Genomic DNA, 19769 nt, shown 5'->3' on the forward strand with positions numbered 1-19769 from the left:
ACTGGCCACAGCCACCAGCCCAGCACCGGCAGACCCACCAGTAGTCCAGCGATGAATCCTGCGATCAGGAACACCATCGCCGGATTGCCAGAGGTGGAGCTAAGGCCACCCGCCCGTGGCCTCCGGGTCGGTCGCAGGGGGCGAGGTCCGGCACCTGCCCCGACCGCGTGAGTGCTGCTCCAAGTGGCCGAACTGCTCATGTGCTGTCCTCCCAGCCTATATGGCTAGCCAAGGTTCTTTGGAGGCACGGGTCAGAACGCGCGCTCTCCCTGCTTCGATCACTACCACGTCCTCAATTCGTATTCCGCCCCAGTCGGGCAGGTATACTCCCGGCTCCACGGTGCAGACGTTTCCCTTCTCCAGAACGGCATCGGACCGTTGGGACACTCTGGGGGCCTCATGGACGGCCAGCCCGACTCCGTGCCCCAACCCATGCCCGAATTGGTCGCCGTAGCCGGAAGCCTGGATCACAGAACGGGCCAAGGCGTCGGCGTCTTTGGCTGCCATACCGGCCTTCATGCCGTTCTCGGCCGCCAGCTGCGCCTCGAGCACCAGATTGTAGAGAGACTGAAATCGGTCACTGGGGGGGCCCATCCAGAGCGTACGGGTGAGGTCGGCGCAGTAACCATCCACCCTGGCTCCGATGTCCACGACGATGGGCTCCTCTGCGGAGATGGCGCGATCGGTAGGACGAGCGTGGGCCATAGCACCGTTGGTGCCCGCCGCCACGATGGGATCGAAAGCCATCGCCTCGCCGCCATGGGTGCGCACGTAGGATTCCACGAACCAGGCAGCATCGCGCTCGCTCACCCCTGGGCGCAACCAGCCGCGCAGGGCCATGAGGGTCTCGTCGGTGAGGCGAACCGCTCGCTCGATGACGGCGATCTCCTCCGACGTCTTCACCGCCCGAAAGGCCTCGACCACGTCCGACAGAGGCCGCAGCACCACCCCCTCGGGCAGAGCGTGCACCCAGCGGTGATGCTGTGAGACGCTGACGTGGTCGGCCTCGATGCCGACGACCTGAAGCCCCTGCTGCCCCACCATCTCGGCAAGGGCCTCTTGCCACTCGCCTCGCACCTCCCGTAAGGCGAGGCCGTTCACCTCGCGGCGCGCCTGCTCCGTGTATCGGGGGTCCACTGCCAGTTCAGCACCGTCCTCCCAGATCAGGAGCAGACCTACATCTCCGGTGAACCCCACCAAGTACCGCATGTTGAGTGGGTGTGTGACCAGGAACCCGTCCACCTCAAGGGAGCCAAAGCGTTCCCGCACGCACTCCACACCGGCCGGCGCAACCGCCACCCCATCTTCCTCCCTGTAAGGCTCTGCCTCCAGTTGTGCAAGTTATATGCCATGCTGAGTCGCGGCTCAAACGGCAGGACCGGCGTTTGTGGCAGGCCCGGCAAACGGGTATCATGTGGCCCGAATCCGCAACTCGAAGACAATCCCCGAGCGGAGGTGCCCATGGACGTCCTCGCCAAGTGCTATGACTTCACCATAGCCCGAGAGGCCATGGCCGGCGGCTACTATCCCTATTTTATCCCCCTGGAGGACACCGAGGGGACGGAGGTGGTGATAGATGGCCGCCGTCTGATCATGATAGGGTCCAACAACTACCTGGGCCTGACGACGGACTCTCGTGTCCGACGGGCGGCCATGGAGGCAGTAGAGAGGTACGGCCCCTCCTGTACTGGTTCCCGCTTCCTGAACGGGACCCTCAATCTGCACGTGGATCTGGAGCGGCGGTTGGCGGAGTTCGTGGGTAAGGAGGCAGCCCTCGTCTTCTCCACGGGGTACCAGGTCAACCTGGGCACGATCTCCGCCCTGGTCGGTCGGGGCGACGTGGTCATCACGGATAGAGATGATCACGCCAGCATCATAGATGGCTGTCTTCTGTCGCGCGGGGAGATGAAGCGCTTCCTGCACAACGACCTGGACAGCCTGGAGAAGGTCCTTGCCTCCTGCGGGGACTCAGTGGGAAAGCTGGTAGTAGTCGACGGGGTCTATAGCATGGGCGGGGACATCGCCCCGCTGCCCGAGATCATCGCGCTCTGCAAGCGTTACGGAGCCCGGCTCATGGTGGACGACGCTCACAGCATCGGAGTGCTGGGAGAGGGCAGGGGTACCGCAGCGCACTTCGGCGTGACGGACGATGTTGACTTGATCATGGGCACTTTCTCCAAGTCCTTCGCTTCTCTGGGGGGCTTCATCGCCGGGGACGATCAGGTGATCCACTACATCCAGCACTTCGCCCGAAGCCTGATCTTCAGCGCCAGTGCCCCGGCATCGAACGTGGCGGCGGCGGCCATGGCTCTCACCATCATGATCGAGGAACCCCAGAGGCGCCAGAGGCTGCTCGCCCTGGCCGAGCACATGCGCAGCGAGTATGTGCGCATGGGCTACAACATCGGGAACAGCCAGACTCCGGTCATTCCCATCTACATCGGGGACGACGAGGCCACGCTGGCCATGTGGAAGGCGCTTTTCGAGGCCGGCGTCTACACCAACTGCGTCATCCCGCCGGGGGTGCCGCCGGGCAAGTCGCTCTTGCGGACGTCGTACATGGCCACGCACACGGACGAGCAGATGGAGCGGGTGCTGGAGACGTTCTACGGGGTGGGGAAGGCGGTGGGGCTGATCTAGAGGACCAGCCGGGGGTCTGCCGGTCGGTACTACCGCCAGGCCGGGCATGAGCTGGCACGAATCGCCGTTGCCAGGCTACGGGGGGATACCGGCGGCTCGCGAAGCCGATTGCCGCCAGCCCTTGAAGACGTCGGGCCGCTCCTAGGAAGATGGCGCGACGTCTTCAAGGGATAGAGAGGCGGGAAGGGTGGGATTCGAACCCACGGTGGAGTCACCCCCACAACGCTTTTCGAGAGCGCCCCGATCAACCGCTCCGGCACCTTCCCATATGTCATTCTTCCGACGTTGCCGACCTGAGCCCGGAGAAGAACTCCTTCAGCACTGCGGCTACTTCGGCCGCCAGGACTCCCCGCACCACCTCCACCCTGTGGTTCAGGAACGGGGCCCTTAGCACATCCAGCAGGCTTCCAGCGGCCCCTGCCTTTGGGTCATCCACGGCGTACACCAGCCGCCCTAGCCTCGCCTGAAGCATGGCTCCGGCGCACATCAGGCAGGGCTCCATGGTGCAGTACAGAGTGGCCCCCGAGAGCCTCCAGGTGCCCAGCCGTCCAGCTGCCTGCCGCAGAGCCAGGATCTCAGCGTGGGCGGTCGGGTCCGGCCTGCACTCCTTCTCGTTGTGGCCCCGGCCGATCACCTGACCGTCCAGCACTACCACGGCCCCGACGGGCACGTCGCCGTGAGGAGGAGCTAACAGCGCCTCCCTCAAGGCCTCGGCCATGAACTGCCTGTCAGCCTCTGATACCATCTTACTACGAGACAAACCCTCCGGCAATACGCCGGCGACGGCCAAGAATGCGGGCGAAGGGCCCCGACGCCCGGTACCCCTCCGGGCTGGACCCGGAGCTACGACCGAGCGAACCCGAGCTGCACCGGCTGAGTAACCTCCCGGGCGGCCGACGATCGGCCCTTCGTGCGGCGCCGCGGCCATCCCGCCACTGGCGGATCGCCCGACCCAATGCTCGTTCGGACGCTACACGCAGCCACAAGCGCCAGAGCACCGAGAAGCACTATACCCCCGCGCGGAGTAGGGGGCCAACGACGACGGCCACCGCGGATTGGCCTGCTCCTGCTCCGGTTGCCGCCTTGCCAAGATCCTGGCTTGCCGAAGCTGTTGCTCTACGTCTGCAAGTACAGGGCCGTAAAATAGTAATCACTTAGCTCTTTGACTATAATACTTCGCGTGACAAACAATGCCTGGGTGACCATGGGCAGAACTCATGACATGTCCCCAGCACTGGACATAAGCGCATAGATGAGTGGCCCGTACCGATGAGATGGGGCGGTAGCAGACCCTTGCCACTCTGCGATGCGGTGCTGCTCATGCGGTCGACGGCCGGCGATCGCGCCCAGGGCCGGGTCTGCGCCCAGTGGCGTCGGCCGCAGGCCGGGCGAGAGCGTCGCCTCTCCTTGGGCGCCGGGGCGGACGCCGCGACTGGCGCGCCCGCCGCCTTGACGCCCGTCCCGGTGGAACGCGCCGGGCTTAGGCCCGTGTAGGCGTTAGTGTACAGCTCCACGCTTACCGCCATGCAGCCTAACATGCCTGGCGGCTGCCGAACGCGCCTGGCGGTGGCGTGCGAGCCCGGCCGGTGGGATTGACCGCCGCTGCACCGCCCAGGCGTCGGCCTCAGCCACATCGGCAGGTATGCAAGATAATACACATTAGCTTAAATACGCCCCCGACGTTTCGCCGGCGCCTTCTACCCTCCTCTGCCCGGCCAGCGCTCGCCTCGGGCAGTTCCCATGGCGGCACGGTCCACCCCCCGAGTGCGACAGCCCGGCGCCGGCTCAGGCGGGATGATGCCGGGCTCTCCGATCGAGATCCGCACCCGGCGTGCCGGCTGCTAGCATTTCGCGTAGCGCCAGAGGCTGCACCCGAAGCGGGTGGCCCCAAGCGCTCCCCCAGCAATGCCGCGACTGGCCTCCTGACCGTGTGAGCATAACGACCCACCCTGGGCGGGATAGTGCCCGACTCCCGGACCGGGCTCCAGCTAAGCCTCAGGGCCGCCGCGTGCTTTCCCGCGATGGCGCCGCCGCGGCAAGGCCCGCACCGCCCCCCTTGCTGCCGAACACCTCGGCCTCCACCTCTCTCACCAGCTGAACGAAGTAGCGGAAGTTCTCGTACGGCACGTCCGTGGGCACACCGTGGTCCACGTTGGGGATGTAGCCGCCGCTCCTCAGAAGCTGCGGCACCTTCGCCAGCACTTCGCGTTCCACCGCTGCCTTGTCCCGGGCCAGTTCCCGCTTGTCTATCCCCCCGATGAGGCCCAGCCTCTGCCCGTACCGCTCCCGCAGGGCCACGGGGTCCATCCCCGCAGCGATCTCCAGAGGGAAGACACTGTCTATCCCCGCCTCCAGCCAGATAGGGATCAGCTCGTTGATATTGCCGTCGCTGTCCATGCTGACTACGGGCACGCCCGCGTCCCTGATGAAGGAGACGATCCTCCGGTAGCCAGGGAGCATGAACCGGCGCACCATGGCCGGAGAGATCATGGAGGCGGTCTTGTAGGCCATGTCCTCATGGAGCATCACCCAATCCACCTCCACGTCCGCCAGGGCCCGTCGCGTGGCCTCGATGACGAAGTCGGCCACGAACTCCATCATCTCGTGCATGAGCCCCGGATCGTCGTACATGCACACCGACATCGCCTCCAGGCCCATCCAGTCCCGCACCTTGGAGAACATGGAGGGTATCACCAACCGCACCGGGTAGTCCCGATCCTTGATGCTGGCGGCGTACTGGGACCAATCGGAGGGATACCGTTCGGGGTGGCCGGCGTCGTGTCTCTCGATGATACGCAGGTAGTCGTGCCGCGTCTTGACCGGGAACTCGATCCAGGTGCGGGTCTGGAAGCCCGGCTCCGGCTGCTCGCGGAAGTCCAGGCGCTTGGCCCCCAGCTCGTCTATCCAGATCTGATACCGCTCGTCCTGCTCCAGGATTCGCTCCTCGAATCGCGGCAAGGGGCCATAGTCCACCGGCAGGTCTTCGCTGCGGTCGAAGCCGAGGTAGTCGCGCACCTTCCGCCAGGATTCCCGCCACGCCTCCTTCGAGTCGCTGCTGCCCAGCTCGGCCGGCAGGCCCTCCTGGAACCAGCGGTGTAGAGTGGCCTGGCGGAGGGCGCCGGAACGGCACCAGAAGAAGACCCCCTGCGGATCGCCGAAGGTCATAGTCTGGCGGAATCGCTGTCGGGCGTTGAGCATCTGGTCGAACCTCCCCAGCTCTACAGGGTTACGTGATGTCGAATATGGCCGATATGGCGGCGCTGGTCTCGAAGATCAGCCTCTCTCCATGGTACCGGTAGGCCGGTAACACCTCGGACGTGATGTACCCGTCGTATCCTATGCCCCGCAGGGCCGCCGCTACTCTGGGCCAGTTCACGGCTCCCTGAAGGAGCCCGGCAAAGCCGTCCAGACCACCCAACTCTGGGCGGTAGTCCTTGACGTGTACCCGCTTGATGCGCGGGCCCAGGATTTCGATCCAGTGCTCCGGGTAGCCCACCAACATGGCGTTAGCTACGTCCAGATACACGCCCGCGTGCGGGCTGTTCAGCTCGTCCACGAAGCGGGCCATCTCCAAAGGGCTAAGCAGGAACTTGTTGGGGACGTTCTCCAGGGCGAGCACCGTGTCCGCCTCCTCCGCCAGAGGAAGCAGACCGCTCAGCGCCGCCTGGACCCGCTCGTAGACCACGTCGCACCGGACGATCTCCGGCTCTTTGCCGAACAGCGAGTCGTCAACGGCGCCAGGGATCACCAGTACCGCCCCGATGCCCAGCAGGCCGGCGACCTCGATCAGACGCCCGACCACGGCGACGGCCTGGGCTCGGCGAGCTGCATCCGCGGTGCTGAGGCAGTACTCCCACTGCTGGCGGGAGTAGATGGAGCTGATCTCCAGGCCCAGGTCGCGCACCATCCGGCCAAAGGCGAGCAGCTCCCGGTCTGAGCTGGTGGGGTTGAGGTCGAGACCCGGCTCCAGGTTGAGCTCCACGGCGTCGTATCCGGCCCGACGGGCCAGGCTGCAGCGTTCCCGGCTGCTCATGCTCTCGGGGAAGGCACGCAGGGTGATGGACTTCTTCATGGGGTCGTGGTTCTCCTTGCGGGCGATGCGGGGGCGATGCCCTGCCCGAGGGCGAACACGAGTCTGAGGGCGAACACGAGGTTCGCCCCTACGACAGGCACGATGGCCAACCAGGGGTGCGCTGCGTGCGCCGGTGCCGGCCCGAGGGCGAACACGAGGTTCGCCCCTACGACAGGGGCGTTGTCTCGTACGGGCAGAGTCCGTGGCTGTCCAGGGCGCAGGCAGAGTTCGCTCGTGCAACAGCGGCCGCGAGATCGCCGCTTGCGGCCCCATGGCTTCCCCCATTCAGCGGGCACCGCTCTCACCACCGATGTGCAGCCGCTCCAGGGGATGCTCGCGCGAAGCCAGAGGGAGAGCCACTCGCCTGCCATGGATGGCCGAGGCGTAAGCGGCCAGAATCATCTCCAGGGCCACCCGTCCGTCGGCGCCGCTCGACACCGGTTCCCTCCCTTCCTCGACGGCCCGGACCAGGTCCCAGGCCAGCCATCGATTGGTCTGCACCAGCCTCTGCTCCACTGGCAGGGCTTCCCAGCTTGGGACCTCCACTGCCTCCCAGCGGCTCTGGTCGCCTGGAGCCCATAGCCCCGAGCGGAGCCAGTACACCTCCCGCCGGTTGCTTCCTCGGATAGACAGGATCCCTTCCGAGCCGTACAGATCCACCCCCATACGCCGGGCCCCGCCGGGCAGGCCCCGGAAGGAGCGAAACTGCCCCCTGACGCCGCCGTCGAACCCGTAGACCGCCAGCACCTGATCCCCGGCCATGGGCCCTATGCCCTCCGGGCCGAGCCGAACGTCTTTCGGAGCGAGAGGGCGGCCGCCCACGGTCACGTCCGCCATGCACCAGGAGGGACGCCCGGCGAAGAAGCACATTAGGTCGAGGAAATGGGTGCCCAGCACCATCAGGTCTTCGCCCCCGCCCCTCACATCTTCCTTGCCCGCCGCCTGCATGGTGAGGAGGCGCCCGATGGCCCCGTCCTGCACCATCTGCCGAGCCGCCAGCACCGGTGGCGTCACCCGCGCCTGATGCGCAATGGCGATTCTGGTTCCCGCCTGGAGGCAAGCCTCTAGCATGGCATCGGCCTCGGCCGGGCTGCGGGCCAGCGGCTTCTCGCACAGCACCCCACGGACACCGGCCTCGGCACAGGCGATCGCCATGTCGGCGTGGCAGTCCAGCCAGCGTGGGGCTACCGCCACCAGATCGGGCCGCTCCGCTGCCAGCATCTGCCGGTAGTCAGCATACGCGGCCCGGGCGCCTGTGCGCTCGGCAGCACTCGCCCGCCCGGCCTCGTCCTCGTCGGCGATGGCGACGTAGTCCACATCCGGGAGCCCGACCCAGCTCATTTCCAGACTGTGACCGTAGTCGCCTCGCCCCGTGCGGCCTATAGTCGCAGCGCGGTAGCCCATCTCTCGCTCTCCCCTAGGACCGACCGTTGGTGCGTGCCACGCGACCGTTCCTATAGCGCCCTGTAAGTTACGACATACTTAGTTCTAATCACCCTATCGTCCCCGCACCGAAGTACCGCCGCAGCTGTGCCACGCTCTCCCGGGCGATGGTCTCCGGGTCCGGGCTGAAGTCGAACACCTCGACCGACAGGTAGCGCGAGTAGCCCACCTCTCGGAGGGCAGAGGCGATGGCCGCGTAGTCAGCTCCCCCCATGCCCGGTCCCCGCCCGTTGTCGTCGTTGGCGTGGAAGTGGGCCAGGTGCCGGCCGGAGCGGCGGATGAGGTCTGGAATGGGCGCCTCGTCGTGGCTGGCGCTGCGTACGTCCAGCATCATCTGCAGGTTGGGGTGGCTAACCTCCTCCACCATCTGCAGGGCTTCGGCGGCGCGGGTGAGGAAGTCGGTGAGCGTGTGGCTGAGGGGTTCCAGGCAAAAGGTGACGCCTCTCTCTGCGGCCCGATCCAGCGCCCCCGCCAGCGTATCCACCGCATAGCCCCACGCCTCCACCGGGCTCAGCCCGGGAAGGACGTTGCGGTGCTTGGCCGAGCCCAGGACAATGATGGAGCCACCCACATCGCCGCAAAAGTCGGCCAGCGACCGCAGATAGGCGCTGGTGCGGGCCCTGATGGAGGGATCGGAGTGGTTGAGGTAGATGCCCTCCGGCCCCCGGGTGACGGTGTGCAGGCCGACGACTTCCAGCCCCGTTCCCTCGGCGATGGACCGGATCCGCCGGCGCTGCCCGCTGGTTATGTCACATACGGAGTCGGCGAAGGTCCAGGGGGCTATCTCCACCCCGTCGTAGCCCACCTCGGCCACGAGCCAGCACACTCGCTCAAAGTCCCAGTCCTGGAAGGTATCGTTACAGATGGCTGTCTTCATCGGCCTCCCCAGTTCCCGTCAATGACCGCCGTCAGGCGCGTGCCCTTCGAGCCGAAACCTCTCACCTGATGCGGAAGAGCTGGCGGGCATTGCCGCCCAGGATCCGCTCCTTGTCCGCCGCCGGAACGTCCATACCCTCGATCAGTCGGAGGAACAACCCGATGTCCACCCAGGGGTGGTCGCTGCCGAAGACGAGGCGGTCGGCGCCGGCGAAGTCGTAGGCGAAGCGGATGGCCTCGGGGGCGGGCGACACGGTGTCCAAGTAGACGCGCCGGTAATAGTGGCGCGCCGGCTGGGTGATGTTCTCCCTGCCCCGGCCCATGACTTCGGTCTGGTTCTCAATCCTCCCCCACAGGTAGGGCAGGATGCCGCCACAGTGAGGCTGGACCACCTTCAGCCGCCGGTGGCGCTCCAACACTCCCCCCAGGATGAGCCGCAGAGTGGCGAAGCTCTGCTCCACCATCAGGCCCACCATGGGGATCATGGAGTAGTCCTTGATGGCCGCCCCCCACGAGGGCACGATGGGGTGGATGACCACCGGTACGTCCAGCTCCGCCGCGCGGGCGTAGAGGGCGTCGTAGGTGCGGGCGTCCACCGGGTCGTTGCCGATGCGGGAGTAGAGCATGAGCCCCCGCAGGTCCAACTCACGCACCGCCCGATCCATCTCCGCCAGCGCCGCCGGCACGTCCTGCCAGGGCAAGCAGGCCAGCCCGGCCAACCGGTCGGGGTGATCGCCCACCACGGCGGCCAGGTAGTCGTTGGCCACTCGGGCCGCCTCCAGCGCCACCGATGGGTGGAGCGCCTCGGGACCCGGCATGTTGACGCTGATTACGCTCACGTCTATGCCGCTGGCGTCCATGTCGCGCAGCTTGCGCTCGATGCTGTAGACCTCCGGATCGAGGCTGAAGCTCTGCACGTCGCCGTAGGTGACCAGGTAGCGATCGCCTTGGCGAACGGCGCGAGGCTGGCCGGGGTTACGAGCTAACACCTCGGCATACTCGCGGGGGAACACGTGGGTCTGGCAGTCTATGCGCATGACGCGTCCTCTCGATGAGTCATCACAGCCGTGCCAGCAGAGCGCCCAACTGGCGCAGGGCACTCATGGTGTTGTCCGCCCCCCGCCAGTGCTCCACCGTGAGCGGCCCTTGGTAGCCGTCGGCCAGTAGGGCTCGGATAGCCGTCTCGTAGGTCTCACCGGCCCCGGCCAGGGGAAGCTCGGGGTTAGGCTTCACGTGCACGTCACGAGTGATGCCGCGGGCGTACCCGTAGCCCTGCCTAGGCGGCTCACCGGCACGCCAGGCGACGTCGATCTCCCAGACGATGCCGGCCGCAGGGGAGTCGCCCAGCGCCTGGAGCACGTGCCGTAGCTCCTGGGCCGTCCGGGCCAGAGTGGAGCCCACCGCCTCAAGGCAGAGGACCACGCCCTCGGCCTCCGCCCGACGTACCAGTGGGGCACAGCGATCCACCACTAGATCCAGGTGCTCATCCAGCCGAGAGGGCTCGTACTCGACCACGCCCTTACGCTGGAAGGGGAAGACGCGGATGAGATCGGTGCCGAAGGTGTGAGCCAGTTCGATCATCCGAGGCAGCGAGGCGACGTTGCGCGCCACCTCCTGCGGGTCCTCCACGCTGCACTTGCCGACGGCAGAGTACACGGCGCTCACGCTCGCCCCGTGCTGGGCGAGGATCGCCTTCATGCGGTCCACATCCGCCGCCGACAGGTCCTCCAGGTTCTTGCCCCAGAGGCGCGAGCGCAAGGCCACTGACCGCGCCCCGGCCTCGACCCCCAAGCGCACCGACTCCTCGAAGTCGTCCGCCATCTCGGGGGCGATGTACGCCAGCTCAGTCACGTTCCACCTCCTTGTCCAGCCGAATCTCACGCCCTGTGGTAGAGGATTGCTCCACCGCCTTCAGCACCTGCACCGTGTGCCGGGCTTCCGTGCCGGGCACCGGGCAGGGGCCGCTCCCCTCCAGGTAGGTCAGGAACTCGGCCCACTCGCGCACCTTGTCGTCCTCAGTTTCCACCGGCCTCTCGGTCCATTGCTCGTCCAGCCCCACCCAGAGCCGCTTGCGCTCGCAGCGGAGCATGCCCCCGGTGCAGGTAAGCTCCACCATGTCCTTGGGGGCTCCGCGCCGGTAGCCGGTGACCAGAGACACCGTGTGGGCGCCGTTGGCGTGCTGCAGCAACGCCATCGAGGCGTCGTCGGCGTCCATCTGCTCCGGGGTGTGGAAGCGGAGGGCGCTAGACCCCTTGACCGCCACCACCGGGCTCCCGGCGAACCACATTAGGGTGTTGACGCTGTGGATGCCGTTGGCCTGCCACATTCCCCCTCCACGCCCACGCTCCAGGTGCCAGCCGCGACGCTTGTCGATGCCCCAGTTCTTGCTGAAGGTGGAGATGGCGAAGACCAGATCGCCCACCTCTCCCGAATCCAGGATGGCCTTGGCCGCCTGGCAGCCGTCGTAATAGCGGTAGCTGTGCCCTACCGAGAGCTTCACTCCGGCCCGCTCCACCGCCTCCAGGATCTCGTCGCACTCGCCCACGTTGGCGGCCATGGGCTTCTCCAGAAGGATGTCTTTCCCCGCCTGGGCTGCCATCACGGCGTAGGAAGCGTGGAGGTCGTGAGGCAGGGAGATGACGACGCAGTTCACGTCCCCCGCAGCCAGCAGGTCCTCGGCCCGGCTATAGGCCATCGCTCCGTATTGCTCCGCGAAGGGCCGGCGCTGCTCCTCTACCACATCCGCCACGGCCACCAGCTTGGCCCGGTCGGGGAAGCGCCCGATGGCGCGGGCGTGGGCTCGGGCGACTCCGCCACAACCGATGATGCCGACGTTCACCATGTGTATCTCTCCTCTGCCGCCGGCCCGCCCTCAAGCACAGACCAGCGGATACTGTCCCAGGTCCACCACCAGGCGGTGGAGGAAGTCCATGGTCTCCACCGAGATGTCCGGCCCCACCGAGTGGGCTCCCACCACCAGCCCCCCTTCTCGGGCGGCGCTGAGAACGTGAAGGAAGTGCCTCTCCAGCTCGTTTCGATCCCCCCGAGGCAGGACGTGGGCGTTGTCCAGTCCACCCACGAAGGCGAGCCGATCACCGTACCTCTCCCGCAACGCCACCACGTCCATGCCGGCCTTGGGCTCCACCGGGTTCAGGGTGTCTATGCCGGCATCGAGCAGCATGTCTAGGATGGCCTCCACGTTGCCGTCGCAGTGAAGCCCGACGCTGGCCACACCAGCCTCCCGGAAGGCGGCGCTCATCCTGCTGTAGCAGGGCAGGAACACCCGCTCGAACGTCCGAGGGGAGAACATCGGGCCGTGGTTGGAGCCCATGTCGTCGTAGATCCAGATGGCGGTGTCGTAGAGGTCGTAAAGACGTAGCGCCTGCAACCCCACGGCAGTGATGTGCTCGCTCACGCGCAGCGAAAGCTCCCGAGCGAAGGCCTCATCCTCAACCAAGTCGATCAGCCACTGTGTGGCGCCGCGGAAGTTGCCTGCCCGGAGGTAGGGGCCACCCACCTTGACGAAGACGTACTTTCGCTGCCTCAGCGCCTCCACCTCGGCCCGGGATGGGAAGCGGGAGTCGAGCAGAGGCGACTCAAACTCGAGCCTGTCGGCTCCTGACTTGTCGGGTAGCGCCACTTCCAGAGTCATGGGCGGGCTCAGCCAGGCATCGCCCTTATGACGCCGCTCTATGGCTCCCCAGCCGTCGCGCACGATCTGGTAGGCGCCCTCATCGGCCAGAACGGCGCGTTGGCTGGGGAAAGGGGTCTCGTCGGGGATGACCCGGCCCATGTCGATCTCGTAGTAGTCCTCGATGTCCTGGCCGGCGGCACCCCCTCCCCGCTGCCGCCAGGCCTCCTCGAACTGGGGCCAGAAGCTGTTGAAGTACCAGGGGACCCGATCGGGCTGGCGGAAGTCCAGGGCCGCTCGAACCCGCTCCACGCTATTCATCGAGGACCTCCGTTTGGGCGCGGATGCCCGCTATCCCCCGAACGAGCGGACCAGCTCGACGAAGTGGGCGTAGTGGGCGAAGGGGATGTCGGGCATCACCAGGTCGTCCAGGGCAGGGATGAAGCCGCCCTGCTCCACCAGCCAGGGCACCTTGGCGTAGAACTCCTCCTCGATAGCCTCCGGGCCCCGCTGGAAGGCCTCCCGGCTCAGGTTCCCCAGCAGAAGGATGTCAGAGCCGAACTCCCGCCGTAGGCGCACGGCGTCCATGCCGGCGGCGCACTCCAGCGGGGCGAACGTGTTGTACCCGGCCTCCAGCATGGACGGGATCAGGGCCTCCACGTTGCCACTGCTGTAGAAGCCGATGCAGTCCACCCCACTGGCACGGAGGAAGTCGTTCACCTTGCGGTGGTGCGGCATCCAGAAGCGGCGGTACATGGCCGGGGAAATGAGAGACTTGTCCTTGTAACCCAGGCCATCATCGGAGACGAAGACGTAGTCTACACGAGCCAGGCTGACCATCTCCCGTAGCAGGTCGATCAGGAAGTCGGCCCAGAAGCTGAACATCGCCTCGACGAGAGCCGGCCGGTCGTGGAGGGCGACCAGGAACTCCTCCAGCCCCATGGTGTACCCGTTCTTGGAGGCGCGCCCGGGCCCCCAGTACTGGAAGAGGCCGTAGAGGCCGCTGGTCGAGCGCGAATGGGCGATCAAGTCCTCACCCCAAGTCTTGGGGTAGCGCCTGAGGTCCCGGCCATCGTAGCGCCGGCTGAGGGCCGCCCAGTCGGCCTCGTCCTTCACCAGGCCGCCCACGTAGTAGTACACGACGGGGCTCACCGACTGCCGCTTCAGAGTGCGGACGGTGAAGCCGTAACGGTCTACAGTAGTGACCCACTCCTCGTCTTCGGCTACCTTCCGCGGTACGAAGTTCGGAATGGGATCCTCATCCAGCCGCACGCTGCCGGACAGCAGCCGGTGATCGAAACCGAAGTAGCTGTCGGGAGTAGCGCCGAGGGGGAAGCCCTGTTGGCACCAGAGCCTGACCGCCTGCTCGCTGAAGCCTTCCAGGTCCCAGAATGGCAGCCGGTCCGGCTGCTGGAAGTGCATGACGTGGTAGAATCGTTCTCTGGCGTTCATGGTCTCTGCAGCAGCTCCGATAGCGCAGTGTGTGCCACAGAGGCACAGAGACACTGAGACGAAGGAACGGTGTCCTACCCTCTGCGTCTCCGTGTCTCAGTGGCAACCGCTGGGGTCATGGGAAGAAGGGCGCCTTGGTACTGACTACCCCGTAGTCCGCCTTGAGGGCCGACTCGTCCCGCCAACGGGGGGCCGTCCTCTCGATCTCCCGCGTGTGCCGGGCCAGGCCGGAGCAGTTCTGGGCCAGCACCTCGAAGATGCAGTTGGCGATGACCCGGTGCCCCAGATCGTTCTGATGCACGCCGTCGTAGTGGACCATCCAGTCCGCCCCGCCGCTGGCGGTCAGCACGTCGGCGTACAGGCAGTCCTCCTTGGCTGCCACTGCGACCGTGGCCTGATTGAACTGGTGCAGCAGCTCCAGGCTGCCATTGCTCCAGATGGGAGCCCCACGGGCGAAGTCAATGACGTAATAGGGCCCTACCAGCACCATCAGAGGCTGGACATGGAGACGCACCTGGCGGACGATGTTGGTCATCTCCTCAGCGAAGAGCTCCACCGGCGTGCCGGCGCGGGAGTCGTTCAGCCCGTAGGCGATCACGAGCAGGTCGGGCCGGTGGGCGATGACGTGCTTGTCCAGCCGTTCCAGAGCGGCGGGACGGCCGCTCTCGACGTAGTGAGCACTACGGGCGGAGACTACGTTGCCGCCGATGGCCGAGTTGACCAGCACCACCGGCTCCGCCTGGAGGTCGTTGATGAGCGCAGCCAGGATGGAGGCCCAGCAGCGCTCGGGCCTGGTGGACCAGCCGCCGGCCGCGGTGCTCTCGCCCAGCACCACTAGCTTCCGGAACTCCTCCGGGTGCCAATCTCGCTTCAACCCAGTCCTCCTCTCCGAACAGGTGCTTCCACTCTTCCGCCTGCGATTGGACCGCACCGGAGACTAGCCACGGAGGCACAGAGGCTCAGGGAAGGGGATACCATGCATTGCCTCTGTCTCTCCATGTCTCTGCGGCCGGTCCTCTGAATCATGGCAAGCATGCGGGTATCGGGATCCGGCCGTGCCGCTCGATGGCCCGGGCGATGGCGGGGACGGTCTGGCGCCAGTCGCCGGGCACGTCCTCGAAGACGCCCAGCATGAATCGGTCCCCCGGCGCCGACTGGCGGATGATGTCCACCGCCGCCTCCTCCACTGCCTGGGGGCCCCAGTGATGCAGAGACGACGGGAAGTTCATGAGGATCACCTTGCCCGGCCACGCGCGGCGCGCCTCCGCCAGGGTGAGATCACCCTCGGGCGGGGGAGTGAAGGACTCGATGAAGTCCAGCCTCGAGCGCCCTATGGCCTCAGTCAGAGGCCCCTGTTTGGCGTCCAGGTGGGCTCCCACGTGCTTGCCCCGGCGGTGCATGACGTCGGCGCAATGGTTCCAGTGGGGTAGGACGTACTCCTCGAACCGGGGCCGGCCCATGACCTCGGCGCTGACGTTGCCATCGCAAATCACGCTGGCTGCCGGCGACTCCGCCGCCACCTCGCATCGCACCCGAAAGTCGTCCGCCAGGGCCTCATATAGGCGGAGCACCTGGAGGCGGCGGTCGGCCCACTCGTAGGCGAACCGCTCCACCCCGATGATCTCATAGATGATCTCCTGCAACGGCGACCAGCCCAAGCGCACCCGCTCCACGATGTCACCCCCGTCTCCGGCCACGGCGTCATCGTAGGCCCGGTACTTGGGGGTATAGGCGCGGGCCCGGATCATGACCTCGATGGCCTCGTAGTCTTGGGGGCCGCTGAACCAGAGCTTCTCGTGCCAGGTGGTGCCGGGAGCGGGCCGGTCCACCTTGCAGACATCTCCGGCCGGGGTGTGCACGGTGGTCTTCTCCCGCCAGACGCCATCCGCGCCCCGATAGCGGAGGACCTCCTCGGCAAGATCCTGGTAGCTCTCGTTCCACACCGACATCTTGTTGATGATGCACAGCCCCTGGTTGCGAAGCTGACGCTCCACCTCACACCGGGGGATCTTGTTGTAGAAGGCGACGAAGGGAATGCGGTCGGGCATTTCGCCCCGGAGGACGGCCAGGAACCGATCCCGCGGTGTCATCCTAGAGCCTCTCCGGTCACCCAGCTGACCGGGACGGACACGTACTTAATGCACTGCCGTCCGGCGTAGGTGTAGGAGGCATGCAGTCTGCCATCCTTCGACTGCAGCAGGCACGGGTAGGAGTTCTCCCGGTTCAGACGCTTGTTGGCCTCCCCGGCGAAGTTGTCGCCCGTGTCCAGGTGGCGCATGTAGGGCCAGGTGTCGCCGCCGTCTTCGGAGATGGCGATGGTCACCGGGTAGCGCTCCTTGGGCCAGACCGTCAGGCCGGGATCGTCGTTGGCGCTCACGCAGTTGAAGATGATGGCGATGCGGCCGTCCGCCAGTCCGATGGCATGCACGGAGGCGTTGTTGTTGGGCAAGACGGTGCGCTCTGGCCTCGTCCAGGTGCGCCCGAAGTCGTCGGACCGGCTGCGGTAGATGCGGTCGGCAGCGCGGCTGCGGAAGAAGGCTAGCAGCCGGCCAGGCTCCACCTCAATCACCGATGGGTGCACCCGACCGCGAGCCTCGGGAACCGGGTGCTCGGTCCAAGTCTCTCCCTGATCGGAGGACACCTGCATGACGGAGTAATCGGTGCCCCTGCCAGCACTGGGCAAGCTGTAGTACATGGGGAGCAGCCAGTCGCCGTTGCTGAGCACGGCCACTGTATGGCGGCAGAAGGAGCCGGGCCGGTCGAAGATGGGGGAGGCCCGTCCCCAGGTGCGGCCGCCATCAGAGGAGACGCGGCGCATGATGGCCGCCGTCTCCTGCAGCGAAAAGGAACCGCTGGCCTTTCCCGCCGCCACTTGTCGCTCCCACTCCTCTCGGCTGACCCCGCGAGTCTCCTGGGAGGTATAGCAGGCCCACACTTCGCCCGTTGGCGTGATGAACAGGAACGGGTTCTGCTCCGAACGCTGGTTGGGCTCCGACAGCCGCACCGGCGCACTCCAGCGCGACTGATCGCGCCCCAGCCGGGAGAGGTACACCTTGATGTCGCTGGCGCCCTCGTCGGAGCCGCCGAACCACACGCAGAGCAGGTCGCCGTCGTCCAACTCGGCCAGATAGGAAGCATGGTTGGAGCGGCATCCGGTGGGCACCAAGGCCTCCACCCGGTCCGAGTCCGCCGGCGGGCGGTACAAGACCCCACCCTGAACCATGCCTCTCAGGTCAAGCACCTCGCGGTCTCCCATTGTTGGCATCCCCCTTCTTGGTGTCGTCACCACTGGCTGGGATTCAGACGATCAGGCGCGAAGGTTTCAGGCATCGAGGTGCTGGTCCGCCGGATCAAAGGGCGGCACTCCCATCACGACACAGGTCAGCTCGCCCTCAGCGTGGTGGGTGGCACCGGGTCGCACCATGACCACGTCACCCATCTCTAGCGGCACCGGCTCGCCATCCACCATCAGCCGGCCGCTCCCCTCGAGAACGTAGTAGTACTCCGTGGTTGTCCGGTGAAAATGCGGGCGGGCCCCGCTCATGGTCGTCACGTGGATGCTGGCCGGGGACCCATCGGCCCCGGTGATCAGGCGGCGGCGGGAGCCGCAGATGTCCCACTCCAGCTCCACGTCGCTCGGGCTCCGCTTCAGATAGCTGCTGACCAAGCCGGTCCTGTTGCTCACTGTGTCACCCCTTAAGGCCGGTGAGGGCGATCCCCTGGATGAAGGTCTTCTGCACGAAGAAGAACACGACCACGATGGGGAGCAGGGCTAGCACGGAGCCGCACATCAACCAGTCGAACCGGGTGCCGTAGCGGCCCGTGAACCACCGAATCCCCACCGCCAGCGTAAGGCTGTTGGGCGTGCGCAGGAAGACCAGCGGGCGCACGAACTCGTTCCAGGTGCCGATGAAGGTGAAGATGGCCACGGTGGCGATGGCGGGCTTGGACAGCGGCAGCACGATGCTGGTAAGGATGTTCACCTTGTTCGCGCCGTCCATGATGGCCGCCTCGTCCAGCTCCTTGGGCAGGGTGAGGAAGTACTGACGCAGGATAAAGATGGAGAAGGCCGACCCGAACATGGCCGGCACCCAGAGGGCGTAGAGCTTGTCCAGCCAACCAAACTTCCAGAACAGGACGAACTGGGGCACCAAGTAGACGTGGAAGGGGATCATCAGCGTGGCCAGCACCATGAGGAACAGCTTGTCCCGTCCTGGGAAGCGGGTCCGGGCGAAGCCATAGGCGGCCAGGGTGCTGGATATGGTGTTGCCGGTGACGCTGAGGACCGTCACGGTGATGGAATTCCTCACCCAGTAGGCGAACGGCCCCTGTTCCCACATCTCGGCGTAATTCCCCCAGCGAGGCGGGTTGGGGATCCATATCGGAGGGAAGGTGGCGATCTCGGACATGGAGAGCAGCGAGGTTCTTACCATCCAGAAGAAGGGGAAGGCGAAAATGAGGCTGCCAGCGATCAAGAGCAGGTAGACCAACAGCCGCTCGACGAGCCGCGCTCCCATCGCCCAGCTGGAGTGCTTCCTGGTTACTGTAGCTGCCATTCTCTCTCCATCCTCCGCCACTGGCGGCCGTGATCCCGGCTCATGCGGTTACTGGAACTCGTAGTAGACCCAGTAGCGTTGGAGCCAGAACTGCAGGGCGGTGAACGTCATGATCATTCCCATGAGCACCCAGGCAATGGCGGAGGCGTAGCCCATGCGGAACCACTCCCAACCCGCCCAGTAGAGGAACAGCAATAGAAAGACAGTCGCGTCGCCGGGGCCACCCTGAGTCATGACCAGGGCGGGGGTGAAGACCTGGAACGAGCTTATGATCCCCAACACGGCCGTCAGGAAGAAGTACGGTGTCATCAGAGGGATGGTGACGTGTCGGACACGGTGCCAGCGACCGGCGCCATCAATCTCGGCCGCCTCGTAAAGCGATTCCGGCACACCCTGAAGGCCGGCCAGGTATAGGACCATCTCCGTCCCGATGGTCCAGAAGCCCATGATAATGAGAGCGGGCATAGCCCACCGAGTGCTGACGAGCCAGTTGGGTCCCTCAATGCCAAAGAGAGCCAGCCCGCGGTTGATGATCCCGCTGGGCTGGAAGAGCCAGATCCAGATGATGGCGGAAGCAACACCCGACGTCACCGAGGGCAGGTAGTAGGCAGTGCGGTAGATCGGCATTCCCCTCACCTTCTGGTTGAGGAGCACTGCCACCACGAAGGCCAGTATCATCTGCCCGGGGACGTGGAACACGGTATAGTAGACAGTGTTGATGATGCCTTTGCGCAGGAGCGGCTCCGTCTGCAGTAGATCTCGGTAGTTCTGCAGCCCGATGAAGTTCACCTCCCGGCCTAGGCTCCAGTCGGTGAAGCTAAGGGCGAAAGAGGCCAGGAAGGGAAGAAACTCGAAGGCTAGGAATCCGACCAGCCAGGGGACCACGAAGAGGAACCCGCTCACTTCCTGCCAGCGGAACCGAGCTTGCCCTTTGCGTGCCGCCAGAGGGCGGACCGCAGCGGTCGGTACCGAGGTCAGTTGCTCCTGCATTGCTTACTCCTCACCTGGCCGGCCCCGCGCCTGGCCGGCATCAGGGTGGGGGACAGGCCATTGGCCACCCAGTCTGTCCCCCGAGACGACGACCGCCGCCCGCACGCCA

At 66.0% G+C, this 19769-nt stretch carries 18 protein-coding genes and 1 tRNA gene; 1 reads left to right on the top strand and 18 read right to left on the bottom strand.

Going from position 1 to position 19769, the window contains the following annotated elements; genetic code table 11:
- Positions 1-216: 216 nt before the first annotated feature.
- Entirely contained in the window at positions 217-1299 is a 1083-nt protein-coding gene (locus tag HPY83_13330; protein ID NPV08930.1) for a M24 family metallopeptidase, read from the bottom strand.
- Positions 1300-1461: 162 nt separating this feature from the next.
- Between HPY83_13330 and HPY83_13335 the strand changes: the two genes are divergently transcribed.
- Positions 1462-2640, top strand: a complete 1179-nt coding sequence (locus HPY83_13335; protein ID NPV08931.1) for an 8-amino-7-oxononanoate synthase — start codon at positions 1462-1464, stop codon at positions 2638-2640.
- A 179-nt stretch (positions 2641-2819) separates the two neighbouring features.
- On the opposite strand, the gene HPY83_13340 is transcribed toward HPY83_13335, so the two are convergent.
- The 17 genes from HPY83_13340 to HPY83_13420 form a co-directional block, all read right to left on the bottom strand.
- Positions 2820-2906 (bottom strand) — tRNA-Ser (locus HPY83_13340).
- A 5-nt stretch (positions 2907-2911) separates the two neighbouring features.
- Entirely contained in the window at positions 2912-3385 is a 474-nt protein-coding gene (locus HPY83_13345) for a nucleoside deaminase (GenBank protein ID NPV08932.1), read from the bottom strand.
- Between the two features lie 1250 nt (positions 3386-4635).
- Positions 4636-5838, bottom strand: a complete 1203-nt coding sequence (locus HPY83_13350) for a hypothetical protein (GenBank protein ID NPV08933.1) — start codon at positions 5836-5838, stop codon at positions 4636-4638.
- A 28-nt stretch (positions 5839-5866) separates the two neighbouring features.
- Positions 5867-6712, bottom strand: coding sequence for a sugar phosphate isomerase/epimerase (locus HPY83_13355; GenBank protein ID NPV08934.1), 846 nt, complete (start codon positions 6710-6712; stop codon positions 5867-5869).
- 285 nt (positions 6713-6997) lie between these two features.
- Positions 6998-8116 carry a Gfo/Idh/MocA family oxidoreductase gene (locus HPY83_13360; GenBank protein NPV08935.1) on the bottom strand — a complete coding sequence of 373 codons (1119 nt, stop codon included), beginning with the start codon at positions 8114-8116 and terminating at the stop codon, positions 6998-7000.
- Positions 8117-8204: 88 nt separating this feature from the next.
- Entirely contained in the window at positions 8205-9032 is an 828-nt protein-coding gene (locus HPY83_13365; GenBank protein NPV08936.1) for a sugar phosphate isomerase/epimerase, read from the bottom strand.
- Between the two features lie 61 nt (positions 9033-9093).
- Positions 9094-10068, bottom strand: coding sequence for an amidohydrolase (locus HPY83_13370; protein ID NPV08937.1), 975 nt, complete (start codon positions 10066-10068; stop codon positions 9094-9096).
- A gap of 22 nt (positions 10069-10090) precedes the next feature.
- Complete coding sequence (locus HPY83_13375; protein ID NPV08938.1) at positions 10091-10882, bottom strand: sugar phosphate isomerase/epimerase; 792 nt, start codon at positions 10880-10882, stop codon at positions 10091-10093.
- Positions 10875-11873 (bottom strand): Gfo/Idh/MocA family oxidoreductase, encoded by a 999-nt coding sequence (locus tag HPY83_13380; GenBank protein ID NPV08939.1) that lies wholly within the window; start codon positions 11871-11873, stop codon positions 10875-10877. Before HPY83_13380 ends, HPY83_13375 begins: the two co-directional genes overlap by 8 nt.
- A gap of 30 nt (positions 11874-11903) precedes the next feature.
- Entirely contained in the window at positions 11904-12983 is a 1080-nt protein-coding gene (locus tag HPY83_13385; protein ID NPV08940.1) for a hypothetical protein, read from the bottom strand.
- A gap of 30 nt (positions 12984-13013) precedes the next feature.
- Positions 13014-14114, bottom strand: a complete 1101-nt coding sequence (locus tag HPY83_13390; protein ID NPV08941.1) for a hypothetical protein — start codon at positions 14112-14114, stop codon at positions 13014-13016.
- A gap of 115 nt (positions 14115-14229) precedes the next feature.
- The gene (locus HPY83_13395) at positions 14230-14988 is read right to left on the bottom strand and encodes an SGNH/GDSL hydrolase family protein (protein NPV08942.1); all 759 of its coding nucleotides are present in this window, start codon (positions 14986-14988) and stop codon (positions 14230-14232) included.
- A 148-nt stretch (positions 14989-15136) separates the two neighbouring features.
- Positions 15137-16204: a hypothetical protein gene (locus tag HPY83_13400; protein NPV08943.1), complete on the bottom strand. Its 1068-nt coding sequence runs from the start codon at positions 16202-16204 to the stop codon at positions 15137-15139.
- Positions 16201-17337, bottom strand: coding sequence for an exo-alpha-sialidase (locus HPY83_13405; protein ID NPV08944.1), 1137 nt, complete (start codon positions 17335-17337; stop codon positions 16201-16203). Before HPY83_13405 ends, HPY83_13400 begins: the two co-directional genes overlap by 4 nt.
- A gap of 99 nt (positions 17338-17436) precedes the next feature.
- Positions 17437-17799 (bottom strand): cupin domain-containing protein, encoded by a 363-nt coding sequence (locus tag HPY83_13410; GenBank protein ID NPV08945.1) that lies wholly within the window; start codon positions 17797-17799, stop codon positions 17437-17439.
- 4 nt (positions 17800-17803) lie between these two features.
- Entirely contained in the window at positions 17804-18631 is an 828-nt protein-coding gene (locus HPY83_13415) for a carbohydrate ABC transporter permease (protein NPV08946.1), read from the bottom strand.
- A gap of 87 nt (positions 18632-18718) precedes the next feature.
- On the bottom strand, positions 18719-19660 hold the full coding sequence (locus HPY83_13420; protein NPV08947.1) for a sugar ABC transporter permease: 942 nt from the start codon (positions 19658-19660) through the stop codon (positions 18719-18721).
- Positions 19661-19769: the final 109 nt, after the last annotated feature.

It is taken from the genome of Anaerolineae bacterium (genome assembly GCA_013178015.1).
In the GTDB taxonomy this organism is placed as follows: Bacteria; Chloroflexota; Anaerolineae; order DRVO01; family DRVO01; genus Ch71.

Bases quoted from the DNA above. Each gene is read 5' to 3' on its own strand.
- HPY83_13335 (NPV08931.1), top strand. From the start codon at position 1,462: ATGGACGTCCTCGCCAAGTGCTATGACTTCACCATAGCCCGAGAGGCC.
- HPY83_13345 (NPV08932.1), bottom strand. From the start codon at position 3,385: ATGGTATCAGAGGCTGACAGGCAGTTCATGGCCGAGGCCTTGAGGGAG.
- HPY83_13350 (NPV08933.1), bottom strand. From the start codon at position 5,838: ATGCTCAACGCCCGACAGCGATTCCGCCAGACTATGACCTTCGGCGAT.
- HPY83_13355 (NPV08934.1), bottom strand. From the start codon at position 6,712: ATGAAGAAGTCCATCACCCTGCGTGCCTTCCCCGAGAGCATGAGCAGC.
- HPY83_13360 (NPV08935.1), bottom strand. From the start codon at position 8,116: ATGGGCTACCGCGCTGCGACTATAGGCCGCACGGGGCGAGGCGACTAC.
- HPY83_13365 (NPV08936.1), bottom strand. From the start codon at position 9,032: ATGAAGACAGCCATCTGTAACGATACCTTCCAGGACTGGGACTTTGAG.
- HPY83_13370 (NPV08937.1), bottom strand. From the start codon at position 10,068: ATGCGCATAGACTGCCAGACCCACGTGTTCCCCCGCGAGTATGCCGAG.
- HPY83_13380 (NPV08939.1), bottom strand. From the start codon at position 11,873: ATGGTGAACGTCGGCATCATCGGTTGTGGCGGAGTCGCCCGAGCCCAC.
- HPY83_13385 (NPV08940.1), bottom strand. From the start codon at position 12,983: ATGAATAGCGTGGAGCGGGTTCGAGCGGCCCTGGACTTCCGCCAGCCC.
- HPY83_13390 (NPV08941.1), bottom strand. From the start codon at position 14,114: ATGAACGCCAGAGAACGATTCTACCACGTCATGCACTTCCAGCAGCCG.
- HPY83_13400 (NPV08943.1), bottom strand. From the start codon at position 16,204: ATGACACCGCGGGATCGGTTCCTGGCCGTCCTCCGGGGCGAAATGCCC.
- HPY83_13405 (NPV08944.1), bottom strand. From the start codon at position 17,337: ATGGTTCAGGGTGGGGTCTTGTACCGCCCGCCGGCGGACTCGGACCGG.
- HPY83_13415 (NPV08946.1), bottom strand. From the start codon at position 18,631: ATGGGAGCGCGGCTCGTCGAGCGGCTGTTGGTCTACCTGCTCTTGATC.
- HPY83_13420 (NPV08947.1), bottom strand. From the start codon at position 19,660: ATGCAGGAGCAACTGACCTCGGTACCGACCGCTGCGGTCCGCCCTCTG.